This is a genomic window from Streptomyces sp. NPDC058525, assembly GCF_042719495.1.
In the GTDB taxonomy this organism is placed as follows: Bacteria; Actinomycetota; Actinomycetes; order Streptomycetales; family Streptomycetaceae; genus Streptomyces.
Genome location: NZ_JBHXNP010000052.1, coordinates 23,370 through 44,224 on the forward strand (window position 1 = coordinate 23,370; position 20,855 = coordinate 44,224).

14 protein-coding genes and 1 pseudogene are annotated in these 20,855 nt (G+C 70.3%); 8 read left to right on the forward strand and 7 right to left on the reverse strand.

The window, feature by feature from the left end; translation table 11 throughout:
- Positions 1-111 precede the first annotated feature (111 nt).
- The 3 genes from ACFWP3_RS23620 to ACFWP3_RS23630 all read left to right on the forward strand — a co-directional run bounded on the left by ACFWP3_RS23620 (position 112) and on the right by ACFWP3_RS23630 (position 5,418).
- On the forward strand, positions 112-1,482 hold the full coding sequence (locus tag ACFWP3_RS23620; protein WP_384224386.1) for a pectate lyase: 1,371 nt from the start codon (positions 112-114) through the stop codon (positions 1,480-1,482).
- A 347-nt stretch (positions 1,483-1,829) separates the two neighbouring features.
- On the forward strand, positions 1,830-4,079 hold the full coding sequence (locus ACFWP3_RS23625) for a SpoIIE family protein phosphatase (RefSeq protein WP_384224389.1): 2,250 nt from the start codon (positions 1,830-1,832) through the stop codon (positions 4,077-4,079).
- Positions 4,080-4,245: 166 nt separating this feature from the next.
- Positions 4,246-5,418, forward strand: coding sequence for a right-handed parallel beta-helix repeat-containing protein (locus ACFWP3_RS23630; RefSeq protein ID WP_384224391.1), 1,173 nt, complete (start codon positions 4,246-4,248; stop codon positions 5,416-5,418).
- 14 nt (positions 5,419-5,432) lie between these two features.
- On the opposite strand, the gene ACFWP3_RS23635 is transcribed toward ACFWP3_RS23630, so the two are convergent.
- The 4 genes from ACFWP3_RS23635 to ACFWP3_RS23650 all read right to left on the reverse strand — a co-directional run bounded on the left by ACFWP3_RS23635 (position 5,433) and on the right by ACFWP3_RS23650 (position 10,620).
- Positions 5,433-7,040: a cation acetate symporter gene (locus ACFWP3_RS23635; protein WP_384224393.1), complete on the reverse strand. Its 1,608-nt coding sequence runs from the start codon at positions 7,038-7,040 to the stop codon at positions 5,433-5,435.
- Complete coding sequence (locus ACFWP3_RS23640) at positions 7,037-7,384, reverse strand: hypothetical protein (protein WP_384224396.1); 348 nt, start codon at positions 7,382-7,384, stop codon at positions 7,037-7,039. The genes ACFWP3_RS23635 and ACFWP3_RS23640 overlap by 4 nt, the downstream gene beginning before the upstream one ends.
- Before the next feature lie 114 nt (positions 7,385-7,498).
- Positions 7,499-8,947, reverse strand: coding sequence for an amidase (locus ACFWP3_RS23645; RefSeq protein ID WP_384224398.1), 1,449 nt, complete (start codon positions 8,945-8,947; stop codon positions 7,499-7,501).
- A gap of 29 nt (positions 8,948-8,976) precedes the next feature.
- Positions 8,977-10,620, reverse strand: coding sequence for an ABC transporter substrate-binding protein (locus tag ACFWP3_RS23650; RefSeq protein ID WP_384224400.1), 1,644 nt, complete (start codon positions 10,618-10,620; stop codon positions 8,977-8,979).
- Between the two features lie 351 nt (positions 10,621-10,971).
- Between ACFWP3_RS23650 and ACFWP3_RS23655 the strand changes: the two genes are divergently transcribed.
- Positions 10,972-11,433, forward strand: a complete 462-nt coding sequence (locus tag ACFWP3_RS23655; protein WP_384224402.1) for a DUF3237 domain-containing protein — start codon at positions 10,972-10,974, stop codon at positions 11,431-11,433.
- 92 nt (positions 11,434-11,525) lie between these two features.
- On the opposite strand, the gene ACFWP3_RS23660 is transcribed toward ACFWP3_RS23655, so the two are convergent.
- The gene (locus ACFWP3_RS23660; RefSeq protein WP_384224405.1) at positions 11,526-11,939 is read right to left on the reverse strand and encodes a MarR family winged helix-turn-helix transcriptional regulator; all 414 of its coding nucleotides are present in this window, start codon (positions 11,937-11,939) and stop codon (positions 11,526-11,528) included.
- 208 nt (positions 11,940-12,147) lie between these two features.
- Between ACFWP3_RS23660 and ACFWP3_RS23665 the strand changes: the two genes are divergently transcribed.
- Genes ACFWP3_RS23665 through ACFWP3_RS23680 form a run of 4 tightly spaced genes read left to right on the forward strand, consistent with a single transcriptional unit; the run spans position 12,148 to position 16,039 of the window.
- Positions 12,148-13,059 (forward strand): SDR family oxidoreductase, encoded by a 912-nt coding sequence (locus tag ACFWP3_RS23665; RefSeq protein WP_384224407.1) that lies wholly within the window; start codon positions 12,148-12,150, stop codon positions 13,057-13,059.
- Between the two features lies 1 nt (position 13,060).
- Positions 13,061-13,948 (forward strand): amidohydrolase family protein, encoded by an 888-nt coding sequence (locus ACFWP3_RS23670; RefSeq protein ID WP_384224410.1) that lies wholly within the window; start codon positions 13,061-13,063, stop codon positions 13,946-13,948.
- Positions 13,949-13,976: 28 nt separating this feature from the next.
- Complete coding sequence (locus ACFWP3_RS23675; RefSeq protein WP_384224413.1) at positions 13,977-15,527, forward strand: long-chain fatty acid--CoA ligase; 1,551 nt, start codon at positions 13,977-13,979, stop codon at positions 15,525-15,527.
- 53 nt (positions 15,528-15,580) lie between these two features.
- Positions 15,581-16,039: a MaoC family dehydratase gene (locus tag ACFWP3_RS23680; protein WP_384224416.1), complete on the forward strand. Its 459-nt coding sequence runs from the start codon at positions 15,581-15,583 to the stop codon at positions 16,037-16,039.
- Between the two features lie 112 nt (positions 16,040-16,151).
- On the opposite strand, the gene ACFWP3_RS23685 is transcribed toward ACFWP3_RS23680, so the two are convergent.
- The gene (locus ACFWP3_RS23685; RefSeq protein ID WP_384224419.1) at positions 16,152-18,650 is read right to left on the reverse strand and encodes a SpoIIE family protein phosphatase; all 2,499 of its coding nucleotides are present in this window, start codon (positions 18,648-18,650) and stop codon (positions 16,152-16,154) included.
- Positions 18,651-18,961: 311 nt separating this feature from the next.
- Positions 18,962-20,636 (reverse strand): annotated as a pseudogene (locus ACFWP3_RS23690) (helix-turn-helix domain-containing protein); the annotation flags it as partial.
- Positions 20,637-20,855 lie beyond the last annotated feature (219 nt).

Sequence of the window (20,855 nt, forward strand, 5' to 3'; positions counted from 1 at the left end):
GCACCGCGCCGAGAGATCGACGGGCCGAGCGGCACAGTGCCGTCGTCGGCCTGTCCGCCTTCTCGCGGCGAGGGCCCCGTTGCCCCTGCATCCGCTAAGGAGTCTCCAGACATGACCAAGCGAGCCATCCGTCCCAAGCACGGCCGGACCGCGGTCCTAGGCGGCACGATCGCACTGCTTGCGGCCGGTATCAGCGGCGGCCTGTGGGCCGGTGCGAACGCTGTCGCTCCGACGCCGAAGCCCGGCGTCTACACCCTGGTCAGCGCGGCCGGCGGGCTGTGCCTGAGTGCTCCGGCCGACGACGACCCGGACGGCGCCCAACTGAAGCAGCAGCCTTGCGGGAAGGAGCGTCAGCACTGGCGGCTGACCGTCGCGGACGAGGGCTACACCCTGGTCACGACAGACGGCGGCGCCTGCGCCGGTGTACGGGAGGCCAGGACCGGCGCAGGCGCAGCTGTACAGCAGGAGCCCTGCGGGAAAAGTGCCCCCTCGCAGCGCTGGATCACGAAGGCCGTCGACGGGGGCCACCGGCTGGTGAACGCCGGCAGCGGCAAGTGCCTGGCCGTCAAGGACGGTTCGGGCGACCCGGGCGCCCGGGTGCAGCAGAACTCCTGCGACTCGGCGGCGGCCAAGCGGTGGACGCTCAAGGCCGCGAACGTTACGACGCCGCCCATGCCCGGAGGAACGGCCGAACCTACCCCAACCGCGAAGCCGACTGCCAAGCCGACCGCGAAGCCGACTCCGACCGCCAAGCCCACTGCCACCACTGCCCCCCGCCCCGCGGGCGGCTTCCCGGCCTGGCCCGCTCCCCAGGGCGACGACGTGCCGCTGACCGCGACCCAGACGGTGACCACCGTGTTCGACGGCGGCGGCCGGCGCTTCGTCGGCAAGGGCGCGCTGGGCGGCTCCGGCCAGTCGGAGAAGCAGCCCGCCATGTTCGAACTCGCCGACGGGGCGGTTCTCCAGAACGTCGTCCTGGGCAACACCGCGGCCGACGGCGTGCACTGCAAGGGCAGCTGCACCCTGCGCAACGTCTGGTGGGAGAACGTGGGCGAGGACGCCGCGACCTTCAAGTCGGACTCGCCGTCCCAGACCATGACCGTCGACGGCGGCGGCGCCCGCGGCGCGGCCGACAAGGTCTTCCAGCACAACGGCCCCGGCACGTTCGTGATCAAGAACTTCCAGGCCGAGGACTTCGGAAAGCTCTACCGCTCCTGCGGAAACTGCAAGACCCAGCACAGCCGGCACCTGGAGATCGACAATGTGCTCGTGACCGCCCCGGGCAAGGTGGTCGCCGGCATCAACTCCAACCTCGGAGACACCGCCAAGATCTCCCGACTCGTCGTCGAGGACAGCGCCCACCCCATCACCGTCTGCCAGCGCTTCGAGGGCGTCACCAAGGGCGAACCGAAGCCCATCGGCAGCGGCCCGGACGCCTCTCACTGCCTCTACACCCCGGCCGACGTCACCCACCGTCCCTGACGCAGGCCACCCGCCCTCCGGGGCGGCCTGAGCGGCGGCCTTGCCGCATCGTGCCTATCGTTGACGCATGAGGCTGCTGCCTCAGGCTGCCCAACGGATGGACGGAGGGTCCGGTGAGCGGGCGCACCGACCTGTTTGACGTGGAGCAGGTGTCCGGGGGCCGTGTCGTGCTGCTCCTGGACGGTGGCGGACGCGTGGTGATGTGCCAGGGGCAGCTACGGACGGTGACCGACCGCCCGGCCGAGGAGGTGTGCGGAGGGCGTGTCAGTGAACTGCCCATCGACTTCGACGGCTGGGACCCGGTGTCCGCCCCGCTTCCGCCGCGGGACCGCAGCGGCTGGGCGGACGTGCGGCAGCAGGACGGGTCGACGGTGCGGGTGTGGTGGGCGGCGCACCGTACGCAGGGGACGGACGGAAGGGGCTGTCTCATCGAGATCGTTCCGGCCCTGGTGGCGGCGCGCCGCGAGGAGAACTCTGCACTGGTGCGGGCGCTGTTCCAGCAGACGAAGGTCGGCCTCGCGATCCATGACCTTGAGCTGTCCACGACGCGGCTGAACCTCACACCCGAGTCGCTCGGCCCGCCGTCGGCGGCAGGGACAGCAGTGGATCCGCTGGGAAAGGGCATCGAGGAGGTCGTCCTGTCGGAGGACGCGGCCGCGGTGAACGAGCAACTGCGACGCGTGGCGGACACCGGTGAACCTTTGGTGGACTGGGTGCATCGGGCCCGGCGTCGCGATGCGCCCGAGCTTGAACGGGTGGTGTCGCTGTCGGCCTTTCGGCTTGAGGACGCCGACGCGCGCCCGATCGGCGTGGCCGCGATCTTCACCGAGGTGACCGACCAGTATGCGGCCCGGCAGCGGATGGGCCTGCTCCAGTCGGTGGCGGAGCGCATCAGCGGCGATCTGGACATGCGCCGTATCGCGGAGGAACTGGCGGACTGCCTGGTGAGCCAGGGCTTCGCGGACCTGGCGGCCGTGGATCTGACAGAGGCCGTCCTGCTGGGCGAGGAGCCCGGCGACTTCCGGGCGGGTGCCCCTCTGCGGCGCGTCGCCGTATCGGCCCACGACGGGCAGTGGCCGACCGAGGTGTACGCCCGTGACGCGACCTTCCGGCTGCGGCGGCGCGAGAGCGACAACATGAACCTCGGACTCCCCATAGTCGCGTCGGAACTGAGCGAGTTGCGGGAGCTGCTGGCCGACGATCCCGCCCGGGCGCGGTTGTTGTTGCCGGACGAAGCCTCGTCCTTCCTCGTCGCCCCGTTGATCGCACGAGGTCATGTACTGGGTGCCGTGCCCCTGTGGCGCACCCGCCGGCAGCCTCCGTACGGGCAGGCCGACGCCGAACTCGCCCAGGAGATCGCCTCCCGAGCCGCTCTGGGCCTGGACAACGCACGCCGCTACACCCGAGAGCAGCGCACCGCCGAAGCCCTTCAGCGCAGTCTGCTGCCACCGGCGGCCAGTGAGAGCAGCGCAGTGCAGACGGCCGGGCGGTACGTGCCGGCCGCCACGACGGCGGGTGTGGGCGGAACGTGGTTCGACGTGATCCCGTTGTCCTCGGCCCGGGTCGCGATGATCGTCGGGGAGGTCGCCGGACACGGGTTGGGGGCGTCGGCGACGATGGGCCGACTGCGAACGGCTGTGCAGACGCTCGCAGATCTGGAGCTGCCGCCCAGCGAGCTGCTCACACACCTGGATGATCTGGCGGTCAGGCTCGGCGAGGCGGAAGCGGGACCGGAGGGCGACGAACCGCCGCCCGAAGGCGGACTTGTACAGCCGCTTGTGCCCACCCGCACGCCGGCGACCGGAGCCACCTGCCTGTACTGCGTGTACGACGCGGTTGAGGGCCGGTGCGAGATGGCCAGCGCCGGGCACCCCGTGCCGCTCCTCGTCGTGCCGGGCGGGGATGTGCGAGACCTCGGGTTGAAGCCCGGACATCCACTCGGTGGAGGGGGAGACCCCTTCGAGTCGGTCACCGTCGAGCTGCCTCTGGGCAGCCTGCTCGCCTTCTTCACCGACGCCATTCTCGCCGGCGACGAGGATGGCCTGCGCCTGCGCCGGCTCACCAGGACGCTGCGGACGGCCGTCGAACAGCAGGAAGCGGCGGCGGAAGCTGCGCACAGGGTGGTCGGTGAACTCTTTCCCAGCCCTCCGGACGAGGACGTGTCCCTTCTCGTCGCCCGGACCCGCCGCCTGGCCTCGGACAGCGTCGCCTCCTTCGAGTTTCCCGCCGATCCGGCCGTCGTCGCCCAGGCGCGGAAATTCGTGGACGGCCACCTCAGGGCATGGGACCTGAGCCATCTGACCTTCAGCGCCGAACTGATCGTCAGCGAGCTCGTCACCAACGCCATCCGCTACGGGGGAGAGGGGCCGTTTCAGCTGCGGCTGGTGCTGGACACGGTGCTGACGTGCGAAGTGTCCGACACCAATGAGACGCAGCCGCGCCTGCGCCGGGCGCGGCTGACGGACGAGGGCGGCCGGGGACTGTTCCTCGTCGCGCAGCTTTCCCACCGCTGGGGATGTCGCTACACGGAGCACGGCAAGACGTTGTGGACCGAACAACTCCTGACCGAGGTCTTCGAGCTCGACTTCGGACTGTGAGGTCTTGCGCGTAAGTGCGGGCATCGCGGGCTCGCACGTTCCGTGATCAGCCTCAGCTCTGTTTCAGGCCGGCGGCAACCTTCCGGCCGTCGGCGGCAACTGATGTCCAGGAGACGCAGTCCAATACCGGCTGTGCTTCTCGACCACGGAAGAAGGACCACTACACGTGAGTACGAACAAGGGACGTCACCGCAGGACCCGTACGCTCTCAGCCGCGGGGGCCGTTGCCTCGGTTGTGGGAGGTGCCGGTATGTACATGGCCTCCGCACCCGACGACGCGGGCGCAGCCGTTCCCGGTCCGGTCGTGGTGGTGTCCACGACCGCGGCACTCGAAAAGGCGTTCGCCGAAGCGGGACCGGGCACGACGATCAAGTTGCGGTCCGGCACGTACTACCCGGCGAAGACCCTCAAGAGCCAGGCGAACGGCACCTCGCGGAGCCGGATCACCCTCACCGCCCATGGCACGGAGAAGGTGACCGTCGACGGATCGAAGCTGCCGCACGGAGAGTGGCTGGTTGCCATCGGCGGGGACTACTGGACGCTGTCGAACCTGACGTTCCGCAATTCTCTCGCCCAGGGCGTCGTGGCGACCTCGTCGACAGGCGGCGTCTTCAGGAACCTCACCACCCACGGCAACGGCGACTCCGGCTTCACACTGCGCGGCGACGACACCAACGACAACCTGATCGAAAACCTGGACTCCTACAACAACTACGACCCCAAGAACCATGGTCAGAACGCGGACGGCCTGGCCATCAAGTTCGGTTCGGGGAGTAACAACAGGGTGGTCGCTGCAAGGCTGTTCAACAACGCGGACGACGGCGTGGACCTGTGGCAGTGGTCGAGCCCTGTCCGCATCGAGCGGAGCTGGGCGTACGGCAACGGCGTGAACCGGTGGAAGGATCCTGCCTTCGAGGGCAACGGCAACGGATTCAAGCTCGGCGGCGGCGGTGCCAGCGCCGCGCATGACGTCACCGGCAACGCCGCGTGGAACAACACCCAGCACGGTTTCACGGAGAACAGCAACCCGGGGGCGATGCGGCTCCACCGCAACACCGCCTACGCCAACGGCGCTGACGGGTACTTCTTCCTGAAGTCGCCGTCCCGTCTGTCGAGGAACCTCGCCGTTCAGAACGTCAGCGGCACTTCCAAGCTCAGCGGCCGCGTCGTGAGTGCCGCGAACACCTGGGACACGGACCCCGAGGGCCGCAAGGCCGGGTCCCTACTGCAGAGCACCGACCCGACCACGGCATACGGACCGCGGCTGGCGGACGGCTCCCTGCCCGCAACACGATTCCTGACGACCGGCACCACGGCCATCGGCGCGGCGATGGAGTGATTTGCCTCGCTGCCTCACTGTCTGTCGACGCCGGTGAGCATCCTGGTCTCCGCCTCGGCGTGCTGGGCGCGCTCCGTCGGTGTGCGTGGCCTGAGGCGGCTGCCCACCCAGCCCAGCAGGAAACCGACGGGCACGGTGACCAGCGCGATGTTCTGGAGCGGGAACCAGTGGAAGTCGTACTCCGCAAGGAGCGAGTAGGGCTGCCCCGACACGGTCGGGCCGAAGATCTGGAGCAGGAGGCAGCACGCCAGGGAGCCGTAGAGCGTCCACAGCAGGCCGAGCCGGCTGAAGTCCTTCCAGAAGAGGGTGTAGACCAGGGCGGGCAGGATCACCGACGCGGCCACCGCCGCGGCGAACGACGCCAGGAAGAGGACGCTCCACTCGTGCAGGAGGACTGCGAGGACCACGCTCGCCGTGCCGAGTCCCATGATCGCCCATCGTGCGACCGCCAGCTCCTGCTTGTCCGTCACGGTCCCCTGGCGCAGGGCGCAGGCGTAGATGTCGTGGGACAGCGAGGCCGCTGAGGCAAGGGTGAGCCCGGCCACGGTGGCGAGCACCGTCACGAAGACGGCACAGGCGACCACCGTGAACAGGATCCGCCCGCCGGCTTCCTGATCGAGGCTGTCGGCGAGCAGGAACAGTGCGGAATTGCCCCGCGGGTCGTCGGCGACGATCGCCTGGGCGCCGACGACTGCGGCGGCGGCCGTGCCGAGCAGCACCACGCCGCCGTAGAACAGCGTGACCATGACGACCGCGTGACGCGCGGCGCGCCGGGCGGAGGGGCCGTTCAAAGACGCGCTGACGCGCATGAGGATGGGAGGCACGACGGCGGAGCCGAGAGACACGGTGAGGCACAGCGAGAGAAGTTCGAACGTGCCCGTCGTCGTGTGCCCGAACAGGAGCCCGGGCGCGTGGAAGACGTCGGCCCCACCGCCGCCGATGGCCGCTCCCTCCATCATGGTTCCGAAGCTCCATGCGAAGCGGTCGGCGGCGACGGCGGTCAGCACGAGGATCACACCGAAGACCAGCAGCGCCTTGCCGGTCTGGATCACGCTGGTGCCCCTCATACCACCGAAGGCCGCGAAGGAGATGATCAGCAGTCCGATCAGCACCGTGCACACCTGGGCTGCTCCCGGGGCCTCCAGCCCGAGGACGTACGCGGTGGCGTCGCCCGCGACCGTGAGCTGCACCACGGTGAGGGGCACGCAGACCACGAGCGTCAGGACAGTGCCCGCGATCCGGGTCGCGTTTCCGGTCGTACGGGTTTCCAGGATCGATCCGAGGGTGAAGCGTCCGGTGTTCCGCAGGGGCTCTGCCAGCACGAGCAGGATGCCGAGCGCGGCGCTCGCGCTCGCGGCCACGATCATGCCGTCGTAGCCGCCGAGGGCGACTGCGCCTATGGGGGTGAGCACGGCCGTCGCGGGAATGTAGTCGCCGCACAGGGCGAGGGCACCTCGCAGCGCCGGAAATGAACGGTCGGCCGCGTAGAAGTCGGAGACCGTGTCGTTGTCTATACCTGTGGCGAGACAGAGCAAGAAGCAGAGACAGACGACGACGAGGAACGAGGTCAGCGGTGTCACGAGCCCGACGTCCGTGACGGCGAGAAGGCGGTGGTCGTTCACGGTCGCTGCCCGGCGCCGGTCCCGTAGGCGGCGTCACGCAGCGCCTTGACGTGCGGGTCGCAGAGCGTGCCGCAGGCGCGGTCATACCACACGCAGGAGGTCAGCAGGGTGGCCGCCTGGACGGTGAGCAGCAGCATTCCGAGGGTGTAGGACCCCAGCAACGCCGACGCCGTATGTCCGCCCAGCGTGTGGGCGAGCAGGAGGACGCAGAGGGTCACCGACGCGTTGACCGTCAGCAGACGGCGTCTCAGGCGCCCCGAGACGCCGCGCAGCCGCGTATGCGAAGGGTGTTCAGGGGTGAAGACTCCGGTGGAGCTGGGCGGTGCTGGAACGAACCAGGACATGGTGGCAACTCCTGATGGCAGCGCGTGGGTGGGAGGCGGCCGTGCAACGGGCGTGCCCCCGGCGGTCTTCGGGACCGCCGGGGGCACGCCGTTCAAGGGCTGGGAGCGGTCGGTTCAGCCGGTCTGTGCCCAGGACAGCGACGGCCGGGTGCGCGTCGCCCGGTTCTCGATCGCCGTGGCGACGTGGAGCAGCAGGTCTTCCTGGAAGCGGCCGCCGATCAGCTGCACGCCCGAGGGCAGCCCGTCGCGGAGTCCGGTCGGCACGGACATGGCGGGGAAGCCGAGCACCGGGACCGCCTGCATCGGCCACTGAGCGGCCAGCAGCTCGCTCACCCGGGCGTCGCCGGCGAGGTCCGCGTCCTGTTCGAACGGCGGTTCGGCGCAGACCGGCGTCAGGAGGATCCGGTCCTGGCCCAGGTACTGCTGGAGACGGCTGATGAGGGTGCCGCGGCGGGCGTAGCCCTTGATGTACGTGTCGAGGGTGGGACACGCGCCCCAGATCTCCGCGGCGGCGGCGAAGGAGGACGTCAGCGAGACGCGTACCGAGTCGTCGCCGAAGCGCTCGATCTCGGACATCATCGTGCGCAGCTCCTGGTAGAGCAGCAGCGACCACAGGCGGGCCGCCTCGCCGAGGAGGGGCAGCTCGACTTCCTCCACCTCGTGGCCGGCCTCGCTCAGCCACCGGGCCGCGTCGTCCAGGGCTGCGTTCACGGCGGGGTGGGGCCTGGCCAGTCCGGCGTCGCGGACGAGTGCGACCTTGACCCGGCCGGGCTCGCCCAGGGGCGGGCGCACCGGAAGCCCGACGGGGTCGGTGAGGTCCGGTGTCACCATGGCGTGCAGGCCGAGCCGGACGTCGTCGACGGTCCAGCCGAGCGGCCCGTGGACGGCCATCGTCTGGAAGGACATAGGGCTGTCGAACTCCTCCGCCCCGCGCGGCTCCACGCCGGAGACGAGTCCCATCGTGGGGCGCAGGCCGACCGCGCCGCAGCAGTAGGCCGGGAAGCGGATGGACCCGCCGATGTCATTGCCCTGTGCGATCGGGGTCATGCCGGCCGCGACCGCGGCGGCGGCCCCTCCGGACGACCCGCCGGGGGTGTGGCCGCTGTGCCACGGGTTGAGCGTCGTGCCGTGCAGGTCGTTGCCGGTGAACCAGCGGACGGCGAACGCGGGACTGTTACTGCGGCCCATCAGGGTCGCGCCGGCCTCGCGCAGCGCGGCGATACAGGTCGCGTCCTCCTCGGCGACGGCTCCGGCCCAGGCCGGGACCCCGTGCGAGCTGGCGTATCCGCGCTGCGAGGTGTTGATCTTGGTGGAGACCGGGACGCCGTGCAGCGGGGGAAGGTCCCCGCCCGAGGCGACCGCCGCGTCGGCGGCGGCGGCCTGGGCGAGCGCTTCCTCGGACCGGATGTCCACGAGGGCGTTGAGCGCCGGGTTGGTCTCCTCGATCCGGGCGAGGAACGCCTGGGCGACCTCGGTCGCGGAGAAGGCCTTCTCGCGGATTCCGGCGGCCAGCTCGGCGGCCGAGCGGTCCCACAGCGGCCTGTCGCCGGTGGTGTCGGTCATCATCGTCTCCTGGGGTGAGGGCGTGGGGGTCACTTGCCGGTGCCGCCGATGTAGGCGGCCCATGGCATGCCCATGTACGCGAAGGATGTCGGTGCGCCGCTGATGCGCTTGTTCATGAACATCCGTTCGTGCGTGGCGGCCAGGTAGACCACCGGGACGGTGGGGGTGAAGAGGGCCTGGGCCTCGGCGTACGCCTTGGCCGACGCTGCGGGATCGGTGGAGGTGCGGGCCTGGCCGAGCAGTCGGGTCACGTCGGGGTTGTCGTAGTTCGTCCAGTTGAAGATGCCACCGGGGGTGACCATCTCGGCCACGTAGGACGCGGGGTCCGGCATGGCGACGTATCCGAAGGTCAGGATGAGGTCGAGGCCCTTGCGGACAGAGGGGTCGTAGAAGAGGGAGGACATCTCGGTCGGCTGGAGCTGCTTGATCTCGATGTCGACACCGATCTTCTTCGCCGCGGCCTGGATGAACGTCAGTGCCTGAAGTCCGCGCTGGTCACCGGCGGGGATGGCGGCCACCAGGGGGCGGGAGACCGGGCCGGCCTGTTCGGCCAGCTTCTTAGCCCCCTCCAGGTCCGGCTTCGTGACGGCGGGCAGCGCCTCGTGGGCGGCGTCGTACTGGGCGGCGGCCGTGTCCCCGCGCCAGGTGAGCGGCGGGACGAGCGACTTCAGGGGGGTGGCGTCGCCGCCGAAGACGTGTCTGATCAGCGCGTCGCGGTCGATGGCCTGCGACAGGGCGTCCAGAAGGCGGCGGTCGGCGGCGGGGGAGTCGGCGTGTGCGGGAATGAGCAGCACGTTCTGGGTCGAGGGGCCGAGGTGGATCGTGCCGTTGTCGGTCTTGGCCAGAGCGGTGGCGCTGCTGGGCGCCAGCTCGTAGGTGCCGTCCACCTCGCCGGAGAGAAGTGCGCTGGTCAGGGTGTTGCTGTTGGTGATGAACTGGAAGACGACCTCGCGGGCCTTCGGCTTCAGCCCGGCGTCCCAGTAGGACGGGTTGCGCTCAAGGGTGATGTTGTTGCCGGACTTCCAGGAGCCCAATGTGAAAGGTCCCGTACACATGAGGCCGCCCTGGGCGCTGCCGTAGGCCGGGCCGGCCTTCTCGGTGTACGCCTTCTGGCTCACCGCGCCGAACGAGGTGGAGAGCGCCTTGGGGAGTGTCTGGTCGTAGGTCTTGGTGAGCAGAGTCACCTGGCGCGGACCTGTGGCCTGGATCGACGTCACGGCTGCCAGGAAGTTCCCGTACAGCGCCTGAGTCTTCGGATCCCTCTGCCGCTCCAGGCTGTGGATCACGTCCTGCGGCGTCATGGGGGAGCCGTCCCAGAACTTCACGTCCGAGCGCAGGTCGAGCACCAGGGTGTGGTCGTCGGTCCAGGTGACCTTCTGGGCGAGCCCGGGACTGAGGGAGAAGTCCGGGTTCATCCGCGTCAGTGTCTCGCAGAGGTTCGCCTCGACCGTCTGGGGCGAGTAGTCGCCCACCTTCGCGGGGTCCAGGGTGGTGGGCTCCCCGTAGGGCAGTGCCCAGGTCACGCGGTCCACCTCGGCGTTCCCAGGTGTCGTGGTGGTGGTGAGACGTTCGGTCCGGGGCGTCGCGCCGCCGTCCGGCGAGCCGGCGCAGGCCGTGGCGGCCAGCAGACCCACGCTGACGAGCACCGTCAGCACCGTTTTGTTCGCAGCCATGGCTGATGCTCCTTGCCGAGAGGAGTGAGGGAGGGAGGGGGACGCTCGTAAGAGGGCGAAGAACGCCGACGAGCCGTCGTACACGAACGTCATATAACGTTGTTGCATGTCACGCTTGCATCTGGTGAGCTAACGAGTCAAGAGCAAGGCGTGGCTATCTCACCGGACGGAACCCCGCGCCCCTGGCGCACTTCTTCCAAGGGGCGTCTGCTGACCAGCGGTGATGTCAGTCGTCCCCGGTCGCCGCATCGCTTCCCCGTAGGCGATGTCCGATCGATCGCCACCTTCGCCCGCCTTCATTTCGCGGCGCACGAGCATGTCGCCCCGCCCCCCCAGAACCGGAGAAACCACATGCCCTTCACACCCGCCCTCGACTTCGCGTTCGAGATCCGCGCCAAGGTCACAGAGACGCTCCACATCGGCCACGGTGACGGTGAGGTCACCGAGTTCACCCCCATCGTCGGAGGCAGCGTGGAGGGCCCTCTCCTGCGCGGGGAAGTCCTGCCCGGTGGGGGTGACTGGAGCAGCACGCGCGGGGAGGTCTGCGAGCTGGACGCGCGCTACCTGCTCCGCACCGACGACGGTGCCGTGATCGACATCGTCAACCGCGGCTTCTACCGACCCAGCGCCGACAGCCCGGACCAGTTCGACGGGGACCTGCAGGTTTCGGAGGCCGGTCACTACTACCGGACGTCGCCGGTCTTCCGTACGGACGCGCCTGCCCACCGCTGGCTCGCGGAGACCGTCTTCGTCGGTCTCGCCCGCCCCGAGGGGGAGGACGTCGTGGTCATCCGCATGTACGCGCTCAGGTAGAAAGCGCGCGGCCGGCGGCCCGCGTGCTCAGCACGCCGGTCGCCGGCCGTATCAGCTCATCTCCCGCGTCGGGCGAGGGATCGCCTCCCGAGTCAGGCGAGGGATCGCCACGTGCGGTTCAACGCCTCCCGGAACTGCTCGACCTCCTCGGCGGTCAGGTCGGCGACCATGCGCCTTTCCAGTCTGCGGGCCGGCTCGGCGTACTCCTCGAGCAGCCGGCGCCCCGTGTCAGCCAGCAGGATGAGGCGCTCGCGGCGGTTGGCGGGGTTGGGTTCGCGGCGGATCAGGCCGCGGCTCTCCAGCGCGCGGACCATGTCGGCCATGGACTGAGCGGTGACGAAGGAGTCGCGGGCGAGCTGCGCGGCGGAAATGCCGTCGTGCCGCTCCAGCACGGTGAGGGCGGTGTACTGCAACGCTGTGATGCCGGCGGGCTTGAGCAGCTCCTCCAGGCCGGCCCGCACCGCCAGCTCCGTCCTCTTGACCAGGTAGAGCAGTGAGGTGCTCATGTTCGTCCTCCTGTCGTGACGGCCGGCGCAGGGCGGTCCGTGTCGTTCCTTCGTCGAGTGCAGCCGGGGCGGCGGCGCGTACCACCCTAGAACATTGACAGGAATCCTGTTGATTGCCCACACTGTTGTTCATCAGGATTCCTGTCGATCCCGGCTCGACGTGCCGGCGCTTCCGGCATCCTCACACTGCTCACGAGAGGCACCCTCCATGGATCTGAACGGGAAAGTCGCCGTCGTCACCGGCAGCGGGCGCGGCCTCGGACTGGGATACGCCCAGGCCCTTGCCGCGGCGGGAGCCGCCGTCGTCGTCAACGACGTCGACCAGGGCGCGGTCGACGCGGCCGTCGCCACGATCACGGCCGCGGGGGGCAGGGCGGCCGGCGTCGTGGCGGCGGTGGGCGACAGCGCGGCGGCCGAGGAACTGGTGGACACGGCGGTGCGGGAGTTCGGGCGCCTGGACGTGCTCGTCACCAACGCCGGCATCCTGCGCGACCGCGTGCTGTGGAAGATGACCGACGACGACTTCGACGACGTCGTCCGCGTGCACCTGCGCGGCACCTTCACCTGCGCCCGCGCGGCCGCCGTCCGCATGCGGGAGCAGGGCACCGGGGGCCGGCTCGTCCTGATCTCCTCGCCGGCCGGGCAGCGCGGCAACTTCGGTCAGACCAACTACGCCGCCGCCAAGGCGGGCGTCGTCGCGATGGCCCGCACCTGGGCCATGGAACTGGGCCGCGCCGGCATCACCGTCAACGCCGTCGTTCCGGTCGCCGCCACCGAGATGACCAAGACCATCCCGGCCTTCGCCCCGGCGATCGAGGAGGCCGAGCGTACCGGCAGCCCGCTTCCGGACTGGCTGCGGAAGGACGAGGGCCTCGGCACCGTCGAGGACGTCGCCGGCCTGATCACCTTCCTGGCCTCGGACGCCTCCGACGGAGTGACCGGGCAGGCGATCGGCATCGGCGGCGACCGGCTGGCCCTGTGGGCGCACCCCAAGGAGAAGTCGGTCGCCTTCGCCGGCGGCGGCTGGAGCGCCGACGAGATCGCCGGCCACTGGCAGGGCGGCGTCGGAGCCGAGCCCGAGACCTACGGCATCCCGGCTCCCCAGGCCCCGGAGGCGTGAGATGGGCGACCTCGCGCTCGACCTCGACCGGCTGACCGCCATCGATGTGCACACGCACGCCGAGGTCTCCAAGGACGGCCACGGGGCGCTGAGCCCCGAACTGTTCGGCGCCTCGGAGACGTACTTCAAGGCCCACGGGCACCGGCAGCCCACCATCGACGAGATGGCCGCACACTACCGCGAACGCCACATGGCTGCCGTGGTGTTCACCGTCGACGCCGAACACGCCACGGGACACCCGCGGATCTCCAACGAGGAGATCGCCGAGAGCTGCGCCGCCCACGCCGACGCGCTGATCCCCTTCGCGAGCATCGACCCGCACAAGGGCCGCGCGGGCGTGCGCGAGGCACGGCGCCTGGTGGAGGAGTACGGCGTCCGCGGGTTCAAGTTCCACCCCAGCATCCAGGCGTTCGCCCCGAACGACCGGATGGCCTACCCGCTGTACGAGGCCATCGAGGAACTCGGTGTGACCGCGCTGTTCCACACCGGTCAGACCGGCATCGGCGCCGGCGTCCCGGGCGGCGGCGGCATCCGCCTGAAGTACTCCAACCCCATGCTGGTCGACGACATCGCCGTCGACTTCCCCGAACTGCGGATCATCCTCGCCCACCCGTCCTTTCCCTGGCAGGACGAGGCCCTCGCGGTGGCCACCCACAAGCCGCACGTGTACATCGACCTGTCCGGCTGGTCCCCGAAGTACTTCCCGCCGCAGCTCGTCCGATACGCCAACACCCTGCTCAAGGACAAGGTCCTCTTCGGCTCCGACTACCCCGTCATCACTCCCGACCGGTGGCTGGCGGACTTCGAGAAGCTCGACATCAGGCCCGAGGTCCGACCGAAGATCCTCAAGGAGAACGCCGCCCGCCTGCTCGGCCTGCTCACGGACTGAACGAACCGAAGGAACTCAAGGAGTCGCCGTGTTGAACCAAGGCATCGGCTCGTGGCCGACGCGTCGGGCCCGCAAGACCCCGGACCGGGTCGCCCTCGTCCACGAGGACCGCTCCTGGACCTACCGCGAGCTCCACCAGCGCGTCCTGCGCCTCGCCCACGCCCTGCACGAGCTGGGAGTGGTCCGGGGCGACCGGATCGCGTACCTCGGGCCCAACCACCCCGCCTTCCTGGAGACGCTGTTCGCCGCCGGTCTGCTCGGGGCGGTCTTCGTCCCGCTCAACACCCGCCTGGCCGGCCCGGAACTGGCGTACAACCTGTCCGACTCGGGCAGCACCGTCCTCGTCCACGCGCCGGAGCAGGCCCATGCCGCCCGCGCCGCGGCTGACGAGGCCGGAGTGGGCCACCGGATCGCGCTCGACGGGCCCGGCGAGGGTGCGCTCGGCTATGAAGAACTGCTCGCCTGCGGCGGGACGGAGCCGCTGGACGAGACCGTGGTGCTGGAGGACCCGTGCATGATCATGTACACCTCCGGGACCACGGGCCGCCCCAAGGGCGCCGTCCTCTCTCATGCCAACATCGTCTGGAACAGCGTCAACGTCCTCGTCGACACCGACATCGCCGGCGACGAGGTGACCCTGGTCGTCGCCCCGCTGTTCCACACCGCCGGCCTCAACATGACCTGCCTGCCCACTTTCCTCAAGGGCGGCCGGGTGGTGCTGCTCGGTGCCTTCGACGCCGAACGCGTACTGAAGACCATCGAGAGCCTGCGCGTCACGTACATGTTCGGCGTCCCCACCATGTACGACGCCATGGCCGCCCGGCCCCGCTGGGCGACGACGGACCTGTCCAGCCTGCGCAGCCTCAACTGCGGCGGCGCACCCGTCCCCACACGCACCATCGCCACCTACCTCGCCCGCGGCCTCGCCTTCAGCCAGGGCTACGGCATGACGGAGGCGTCCCCCGGAATCCTCTACCTGGACAGGGAGCAGACCTCGACCAAGGCCGGCTCCGCCGGCGTGCCCCACTTCTTCACCGACACCCGGGTGGTCCTGCCCGACGGACGGGACGCCGAACCCGGACAGCGCGGCGAGATCCTCGTCCAGGGCCCCAACGTCATGACAGGCTACTGGGGCCGGCCCGAGGACACCGAGGCCGCCTTCACCGACGGCGACGGCCACTGGCTGCGCACCGGCGACATCGCCCGGACCGACCCGGACGGATACGCCTACATCGTCGACCGGGTCAAGGACATGTTCGTCTCGGGCGGTGAGAACGTCTACCCGGCCGAGGTCGAGGACGCGCTCCTCACCCACCCGGCCGTCGCCGAATGCGCGGTCATCGGGGTTCCCGACCCGGTCTGGGGCGAAGTCGGCCGTGCCGTCGTCGTCCTCAAGCCCGGAGCTCGGGCCGACGAGCACGGCATCCTCGGCCACCTGCACGGCAGGCTCGCCAAGTACAAGATTCCGAAGTCGGTGATCCTCACGGACGCCCTGCCCCGCACGGCCTCCGGAAAGATCATCAAACCCGCCGTGCGCGACACCTACGCGGACGGTCCCGCGGAAGACCACCACGCGTAAAGCCCTGCTGCGGGCCGCACCCAGTGCCGCCCGCGCCACCGAAAGGATTCTCCATGATGACCATCGCCCACGGCCTCGAAGGACTCAAGTCCCTCAGTGGAACCGACCTCGGACGCACCGACTGGCGGGAGATCACCCAGACACGGGTGAACACGTTCGCCGACGCCACCGATGACCACCAGTGGATCCACACGGACCCCGAGAAGGCCAAGGACGGCCCCTTCGGCGGCCCCATCGCCCACGGCTACCTCACCCTCTCCCTCATCATCCCGCTCTTCGGGGAACTCCTCGATATCAGCGGAGTCTCCATGAGCATCAACTACGGTCTGGACAAGGTCCGTTTTCCCAGCCCCGTCCCGGTCGGCGCGAAGGTCCGCCTGCACGGCACCGTCGGCACGGTGGAGGAGGTCAAGGGCAACGGCGTGCAGATGCCGCTGACGTTCGCCGTGGAGGTCGAGGGCAGCGACAAGCCGGCCTGCGTGGCCCAGGCCGTCTACCGCCACTACGCCTGACTGCGCTGGGTGCCACGACGACGCGGGCGCAGTCTCGGTCTCGGGGACCTCGCCCGCCAGGGCTCTTGGGGCCGTCCAACCCAGCCGGTACGGAGGCAGGGAGACCGCCAGGTCAGTTCTTGCCCGGTGCGGCCGTTCCCTCGGGGATGAGCTGCTCGGCCCAGATCACCTTGCCGCCGGGCGGGTAGCGGGTGCCCCAGCGGTGCGCGAGTTGGGCGACGAGGAAGATGCCCCGGCCGCCCTCGTCCGTCGACTCCGCCCACCGCAGATGGGGTGCTGTGCTGCTGCCGTCGGACACCTCGCAGATCAGGCTGCTGTCATACAGCAGGCGGACCTTCACAGGCGGGCTGCCGTACCGGATGGCGTTGGTGATGAGTTCGCTCAGGATGAGCTCGGTGGCGAACGCGATCTCCTCCAGCCCCCACTCCTCCAGACGCCGTCCGCAGGCCGCCCGAACGGTCCCCACCGCAGCGGGGTCCATCGGGACGTCCCAGTCAGCCACCTGTTCGGGTCGCAGTAGACGGGTCCGGGCGACCAGCAGGGCTGCGTCGTCCGCGGGGTGCGGTCCGAGCAGCGCGTCCGTCACGGCCTGGCAGATCTCGTCCGGGCCGCGAGGCCGGTGCTCGGCCAGTGCGGACCGCAAGTCTTCGAGGCCGCGTCCCAGATCGCGCGTGCGGTCCTCGACAAGGCCGTCGGTGAACAGGACGAGCCTGGAACCTGCTGCCAGGCGGAGCTCCGCCGTCTCGAACGGGTGGCCGCCCACTCCCAGCGGCGGTGAGGCGGGGACCTCGGGGTACTGGACGTCCCCGTCGGGTGAGACGAGCGCGGGCCCAGGGTGTCCGGCACGGGCGACGGTGCAGACGCCGGTCACCGGCTCGTAGACGGCGTAAAGGCATGTCGAGCCGCTGATCTCCGCACCGGCTTTGGCCTCGCGGTCCAGCCTTTCGACGAGCTCGTCCAGTCGGCCCAGCACCTCTTCGGGCGGCAGGTCGAGTGCGGTGAAGTTGTGGACGGCGGTCCGCAGACGTCCCATAGCCACGGCGGCAGGGATGCCGTGTCCGACGACGTCCCCGACGACCAGGGCGGTCCTGAAGCCGGGGAGCGTGATCACGTCGAACCAGTCGCCCCCCACGCCCGCGTGCGCCGGGAGATAGCGGGAGGCGACTTCGATCGTGGTCTGCTCGGGCAGGGTGCTTGGCAGCAGGCTGCGCTGCAGCGTCTCGGCCATACCGTGCTCGCGAGCGTAGCGGCGGGCGTTGTCGACCGACACCGCGGCGTGCGTCGCCAATTCCTCTGCCAGCGACAGGTCGTCGTCCTCGTACGGCGCTTTCCCCTCGCGCCGCAGGAACTCCACCAGGCCCAGTGTCATGCCGTGTGCTCGCAGGGGCACTGAGATCGCTGAGTGGAAAGGGTGGCCGGCAGGAGTGCCGCCCGCACCGGGCCCGGCCGCCGCCTGTGGCGGATGCCTGCTCCGAACAGCGTGGCCGCTGTCCGTACTCAACGTCTGGGGCGAGGCCGGTGCGAACGTGACGGCCTCGCCCACCTGCACCGGCATCTCGCCCGCCTGTGCACCACGCTGGGCGGTGCGGCGCATCCGGCGGTCGGCTCCTTCCGGTGCCTCGCCCTCGGCCACTGCCTCGAACAGGTCGACCGTGACGACATCGGCGAAGCGAGGTACGGCCACCTCCGCGAGTTCCTCGCAGGTCCGGGTCACGTCAAGAGTGCGCCCGACGCGCGTACCCGCCTCGTAGAGGATCTGCCGGCGCTGCCCGGCGACCTCGACGCGGCCCGCGAGCTCGTGCAGTTCGGTGGAGTCCCGCAACGTCACGACACTGCCGGGGGGCCCACCGAACGGGTCGGTCGGCCGCTTGTTCACCGCGAGCAGCCGGTCCCCGGCCCGGTGGACCCGGTCCGTCACCTCGTCCTCGCCCATCAGCAGTCTTTCGGTGTCCGCGTCGAGCCCCAGCTCCGACACGTGCCGGTGCTCGGCCGCAGCAGGCAGGTCGAGGAGCCGCCGCGCCTCGTCGTTGGCGAGCACCAGCCGTCCGTCGCCGTCGAGGATCAGCACCCCTTCGCGCACGGCGTGCAGCACCGCGTCATGGTGTTCGTACAGGCGTGTGACGTCGGCGGGGCCCAGCCCGCGGGTCTGCCGCAGCAGCCGCCGGGCCACCAGTGCGGTCCCTGCGGTCGTCAGCGCCACCGCGCCGGCCGCCCCGCCCAGGAGCACCGGCAGGCTCTCTCTCACCAGGGCGTTGACCCGCTGCACCGTGATGGCGACCGAGACGACACCCACGTACCTGCCGTCGGGGGCCAGGACGGGAACCGCCGTGGTGATGGACTGGTACCCGGGCTCCTCGAAACGGAACGTGACCGTGCGCCCCGCCCGGATCTGGGGTACGACCCGTCGTACCTCCTCGGGGGCCTCGTAGGGCTTCCCGACGTACTCCGGATCAGGGGACGTGAGCTGGACATCGGACGCGTCGAACACGCTGACGGAGTCCACGCCGGTCGCCTTGCGGACAGCCTCCGCCCGGGGCTGCAGCACCGCCGACGGATCTTCGCCGGCCAGCGCCCCGACGATTCCCGGAGATCTGGCGAACGCCTCAGCCACCCCCCTCGTCACCCGCTCGGCGTCGCCCACTCGGCTGGACCGAGCCTGCAAGCACCATGGCCGTCACCCCGGTGACGACGAGCAGCAACACGAGAGCCAGCCCGCCGAGGAACACCCGACCCGCCAGGCTGCGTACATTCAGCAGGGACCGCAGCCCTCGGTATGGTTGCCCGCTCGGTGCATCGCGGGAGTGGGCCTGTGGGGACGAGCGCCGGTGTCCGATCACAGCCCATCCATACCACCCGGCCGACACCGCGGCGACCGCGAGCAGCGGGCGGTTCAGCCGACGACGAGGTCTCGGCGCACACCCGGGCGGCAGCGGCGATGCGGCGGGCCCGCGTCGTCCGTGCGGCGCCGCTCGTCGTCCCGGTGCTACTGCCAGGCGGCGAAGCCCGCGATCAGCGCCACCGCGAGGACGACGGAGAGCGCGGTGATGAGGATCCGGGATCTTCGGGCGGTCCGGGCCGCGGCCCGGTGCTCCGCCTCGCGGCCCTCGAGCGCGGCGAGGAGGAAACCCCGCTCCGCAGCGTTCAGAGCTCCGTTCCTTTCACAGTCGGGGAACAGCTCCTCCGCGCGCGTCAGCCGGGTGCCCCGGTACAGCGCGCCGGGATCGCGGTCGTGCTCTGTCCACGTACGGGCGGCCTCGGCCAGGCTGCGGCGTTGTCGCAGCCGCTCGCGGTCCTCCTCGATCCAGCCGTGCAGCCGCGGCCAGCAGGTGATCAACGCCTCGTGGGCGAGCTGGACGCCCTCCTCGTCCACGGTCAGCAGCCTGGCGCGGGCCAACTGCTCGGTCACCGACGGCACGCCGGGGTCGGCCCACTCGTCCAGTTCGTCGCGGGGGAGCGGGCGCCGGGTGTCGGGGGTGCCCTGCCCCGGTTCGATGAGCCGCAGGAGCAGGTGCCGTGCCGTGCGCGCCTGCGTCGCGGACAGCTGCCCGTACACCTCCTCCGCACTCGCCGCGACAGCGCCCCGCACTCCGCCCGCCGCCTCGTACGCGCCGAGTGTCAGCATCCGGCCCTTGCGCCGCCGCCACGTCTCCAGCAGGGCGTGCGAGAGCGTCGGCAGTCCGCCGGGCTGGTCCAGTACTTCCTCCACGATCCGTGCGGTCAGTTCCCGCTCCACCAGGAGTCCGACAGCCCGCGCCGGCCCCACGACCGCCTCGCGCAGTTCGTCCGCGGTCATCGGTCCGACGAGCAGCCCGGCGTCCGGCAGCGCGTCTGCCATTCCCCGGTGCTCGGCGCACCGGGCATAGAAGTCGGCTCGTACGACGACGAGTACCCGACGCCGGCTCTCCGGTTCCCGGGCGGCCAGGAGCTGGTCGATGAAGCGGCTCCGCTCCTCCCGGTCCTGGCACAGGGTGAAGACCTCCTCGAACTGGTCCACCACCACCCAGCTCTCCGGCCGGCCATCCGCCGGGGCCAGCAGGTGCCCGTATGTCGTGGCGGGTCTGGGGCCCGGGGTGAGCACGCGCAATATCGCGGGGCGACCCCGTTTGCCCATTTCCTCGCGCAGGTACGGGATCAGACCAGCCCTCAGCAGCGAGGACTTGCCGCTGCCGGACGCGCCGGACACCACCGTGAACCGGTGGTCGCGCACCAGCCGCTTGAGCTCCTCCACCGCGCGGTCCCGGCCGAAGAACAGCTCGTGATCGCCCGGCTCGAACCGAGCGAGTCCGCGGTACGGCGCCCGCTTCTGCCCTGCTTCGCGCACGGGAGTCTTCGCTGCCTCCGCCTCCGCCGCTCTCCAGCACGGCTCCCACTCCCTCGGATCGGCCCCGCACGCGCGCGCGTACCCCTGGACGACGGCGAGGGACGGTAGCCGCACTCCGGCCGCCGCCTGCGACAGGGTTGTCGCGGAGAAGCCGCCCGCCTCGGCCATCGTCCGGTACGACGGGCTGCCGGCGGCCCTGCGCAACGTGCGCAGTTCGTGCGCGAGGCGCTGCACGGGGCCACCCTCGGGGTCCAACGGTCGTTCCGGACGACCCATGGTCCACTCACTTCCCCACAGCAGAAGACGCAGTGTTCAGGAGGATCAATCTACGTTTCGGACCGATCGGCAGTGAACCGAACGCGTGGTGTGCGCTTGATGACGGCCAGGGAAACGCCATCCAGCGCAAGTCGGCGCGTGCTGAAGGGAATTGATTGCCGTGATGAAGGGGCGTGACGATCAACTTCCCGCTTGCCAGTCTCAGTCCGCCACGCCGAA

Coding starts and splice junctions, on each gene's coding strand:
- ACFWP3_RS23665 (WP_384224407.1), top strand. CDS start 12,148: ATGGATCTGAACGGGAAAGTCGCCGTCGTCACCGGCAGCGGGCGCGGC.
- ACFWP3_RS23620 (WP_384224386.1), top strand. CDS start 112: ATGACCAAGCGAGCCATCCGTCCCAAGCACGGCCGGACCGCGGTCCTA.
- ACFWP3_RS23650 (WP_384224400.1), bottom strand. CDS start 10,620: ATGGCTGCGAACAAAACGGTGCTGACGGTGCTCGTCAGCGTGGGTCTG.
- ACFWP3_RS23640 (WP_384224396.1), bottom strand. CDS start 7,384: ATGTCCTGGTTCGTTCCAGCACCGCCCAGCTCCACCGGAGTCTTCACC.
- ACFWP3_RS23655 (WP_384224402.1), top strand. CDS start 10,972: ATGCCCTTCACACCCGCCCTCGACTTCGCGTTCGAGATCCGCGCCAAG.
- ACFWP3_RS23660 (WP_384224405.1), bottom strand. CDS start 11,939: ATGAGCACCTCACTGCTCTACCTGGTCAAGAGGACGGAGCTGGCGGTG.
- ACFWP3_RS23670 (WP_384224410.1), top strand. CDS start 13,061: ATGGGCGACCTCGCGCTCGACCTCGACCGGCTGACCGCCATCGATGTG.
- ACFWP3_RS23680 (WP_384224416.1), top strand. CDS start 15,581: ATGATGACCATCGCCCACGGCCTCGAAGGACTCAAGTCCCTCAGTGGA.
- ACFWP3_RS23645 (WP_384224398.1), bottom strand. CDS start 8,947: ATGACCGACACCACCGGCGACAGGCCGCTGTGGGACCGCTCGGCCGCC.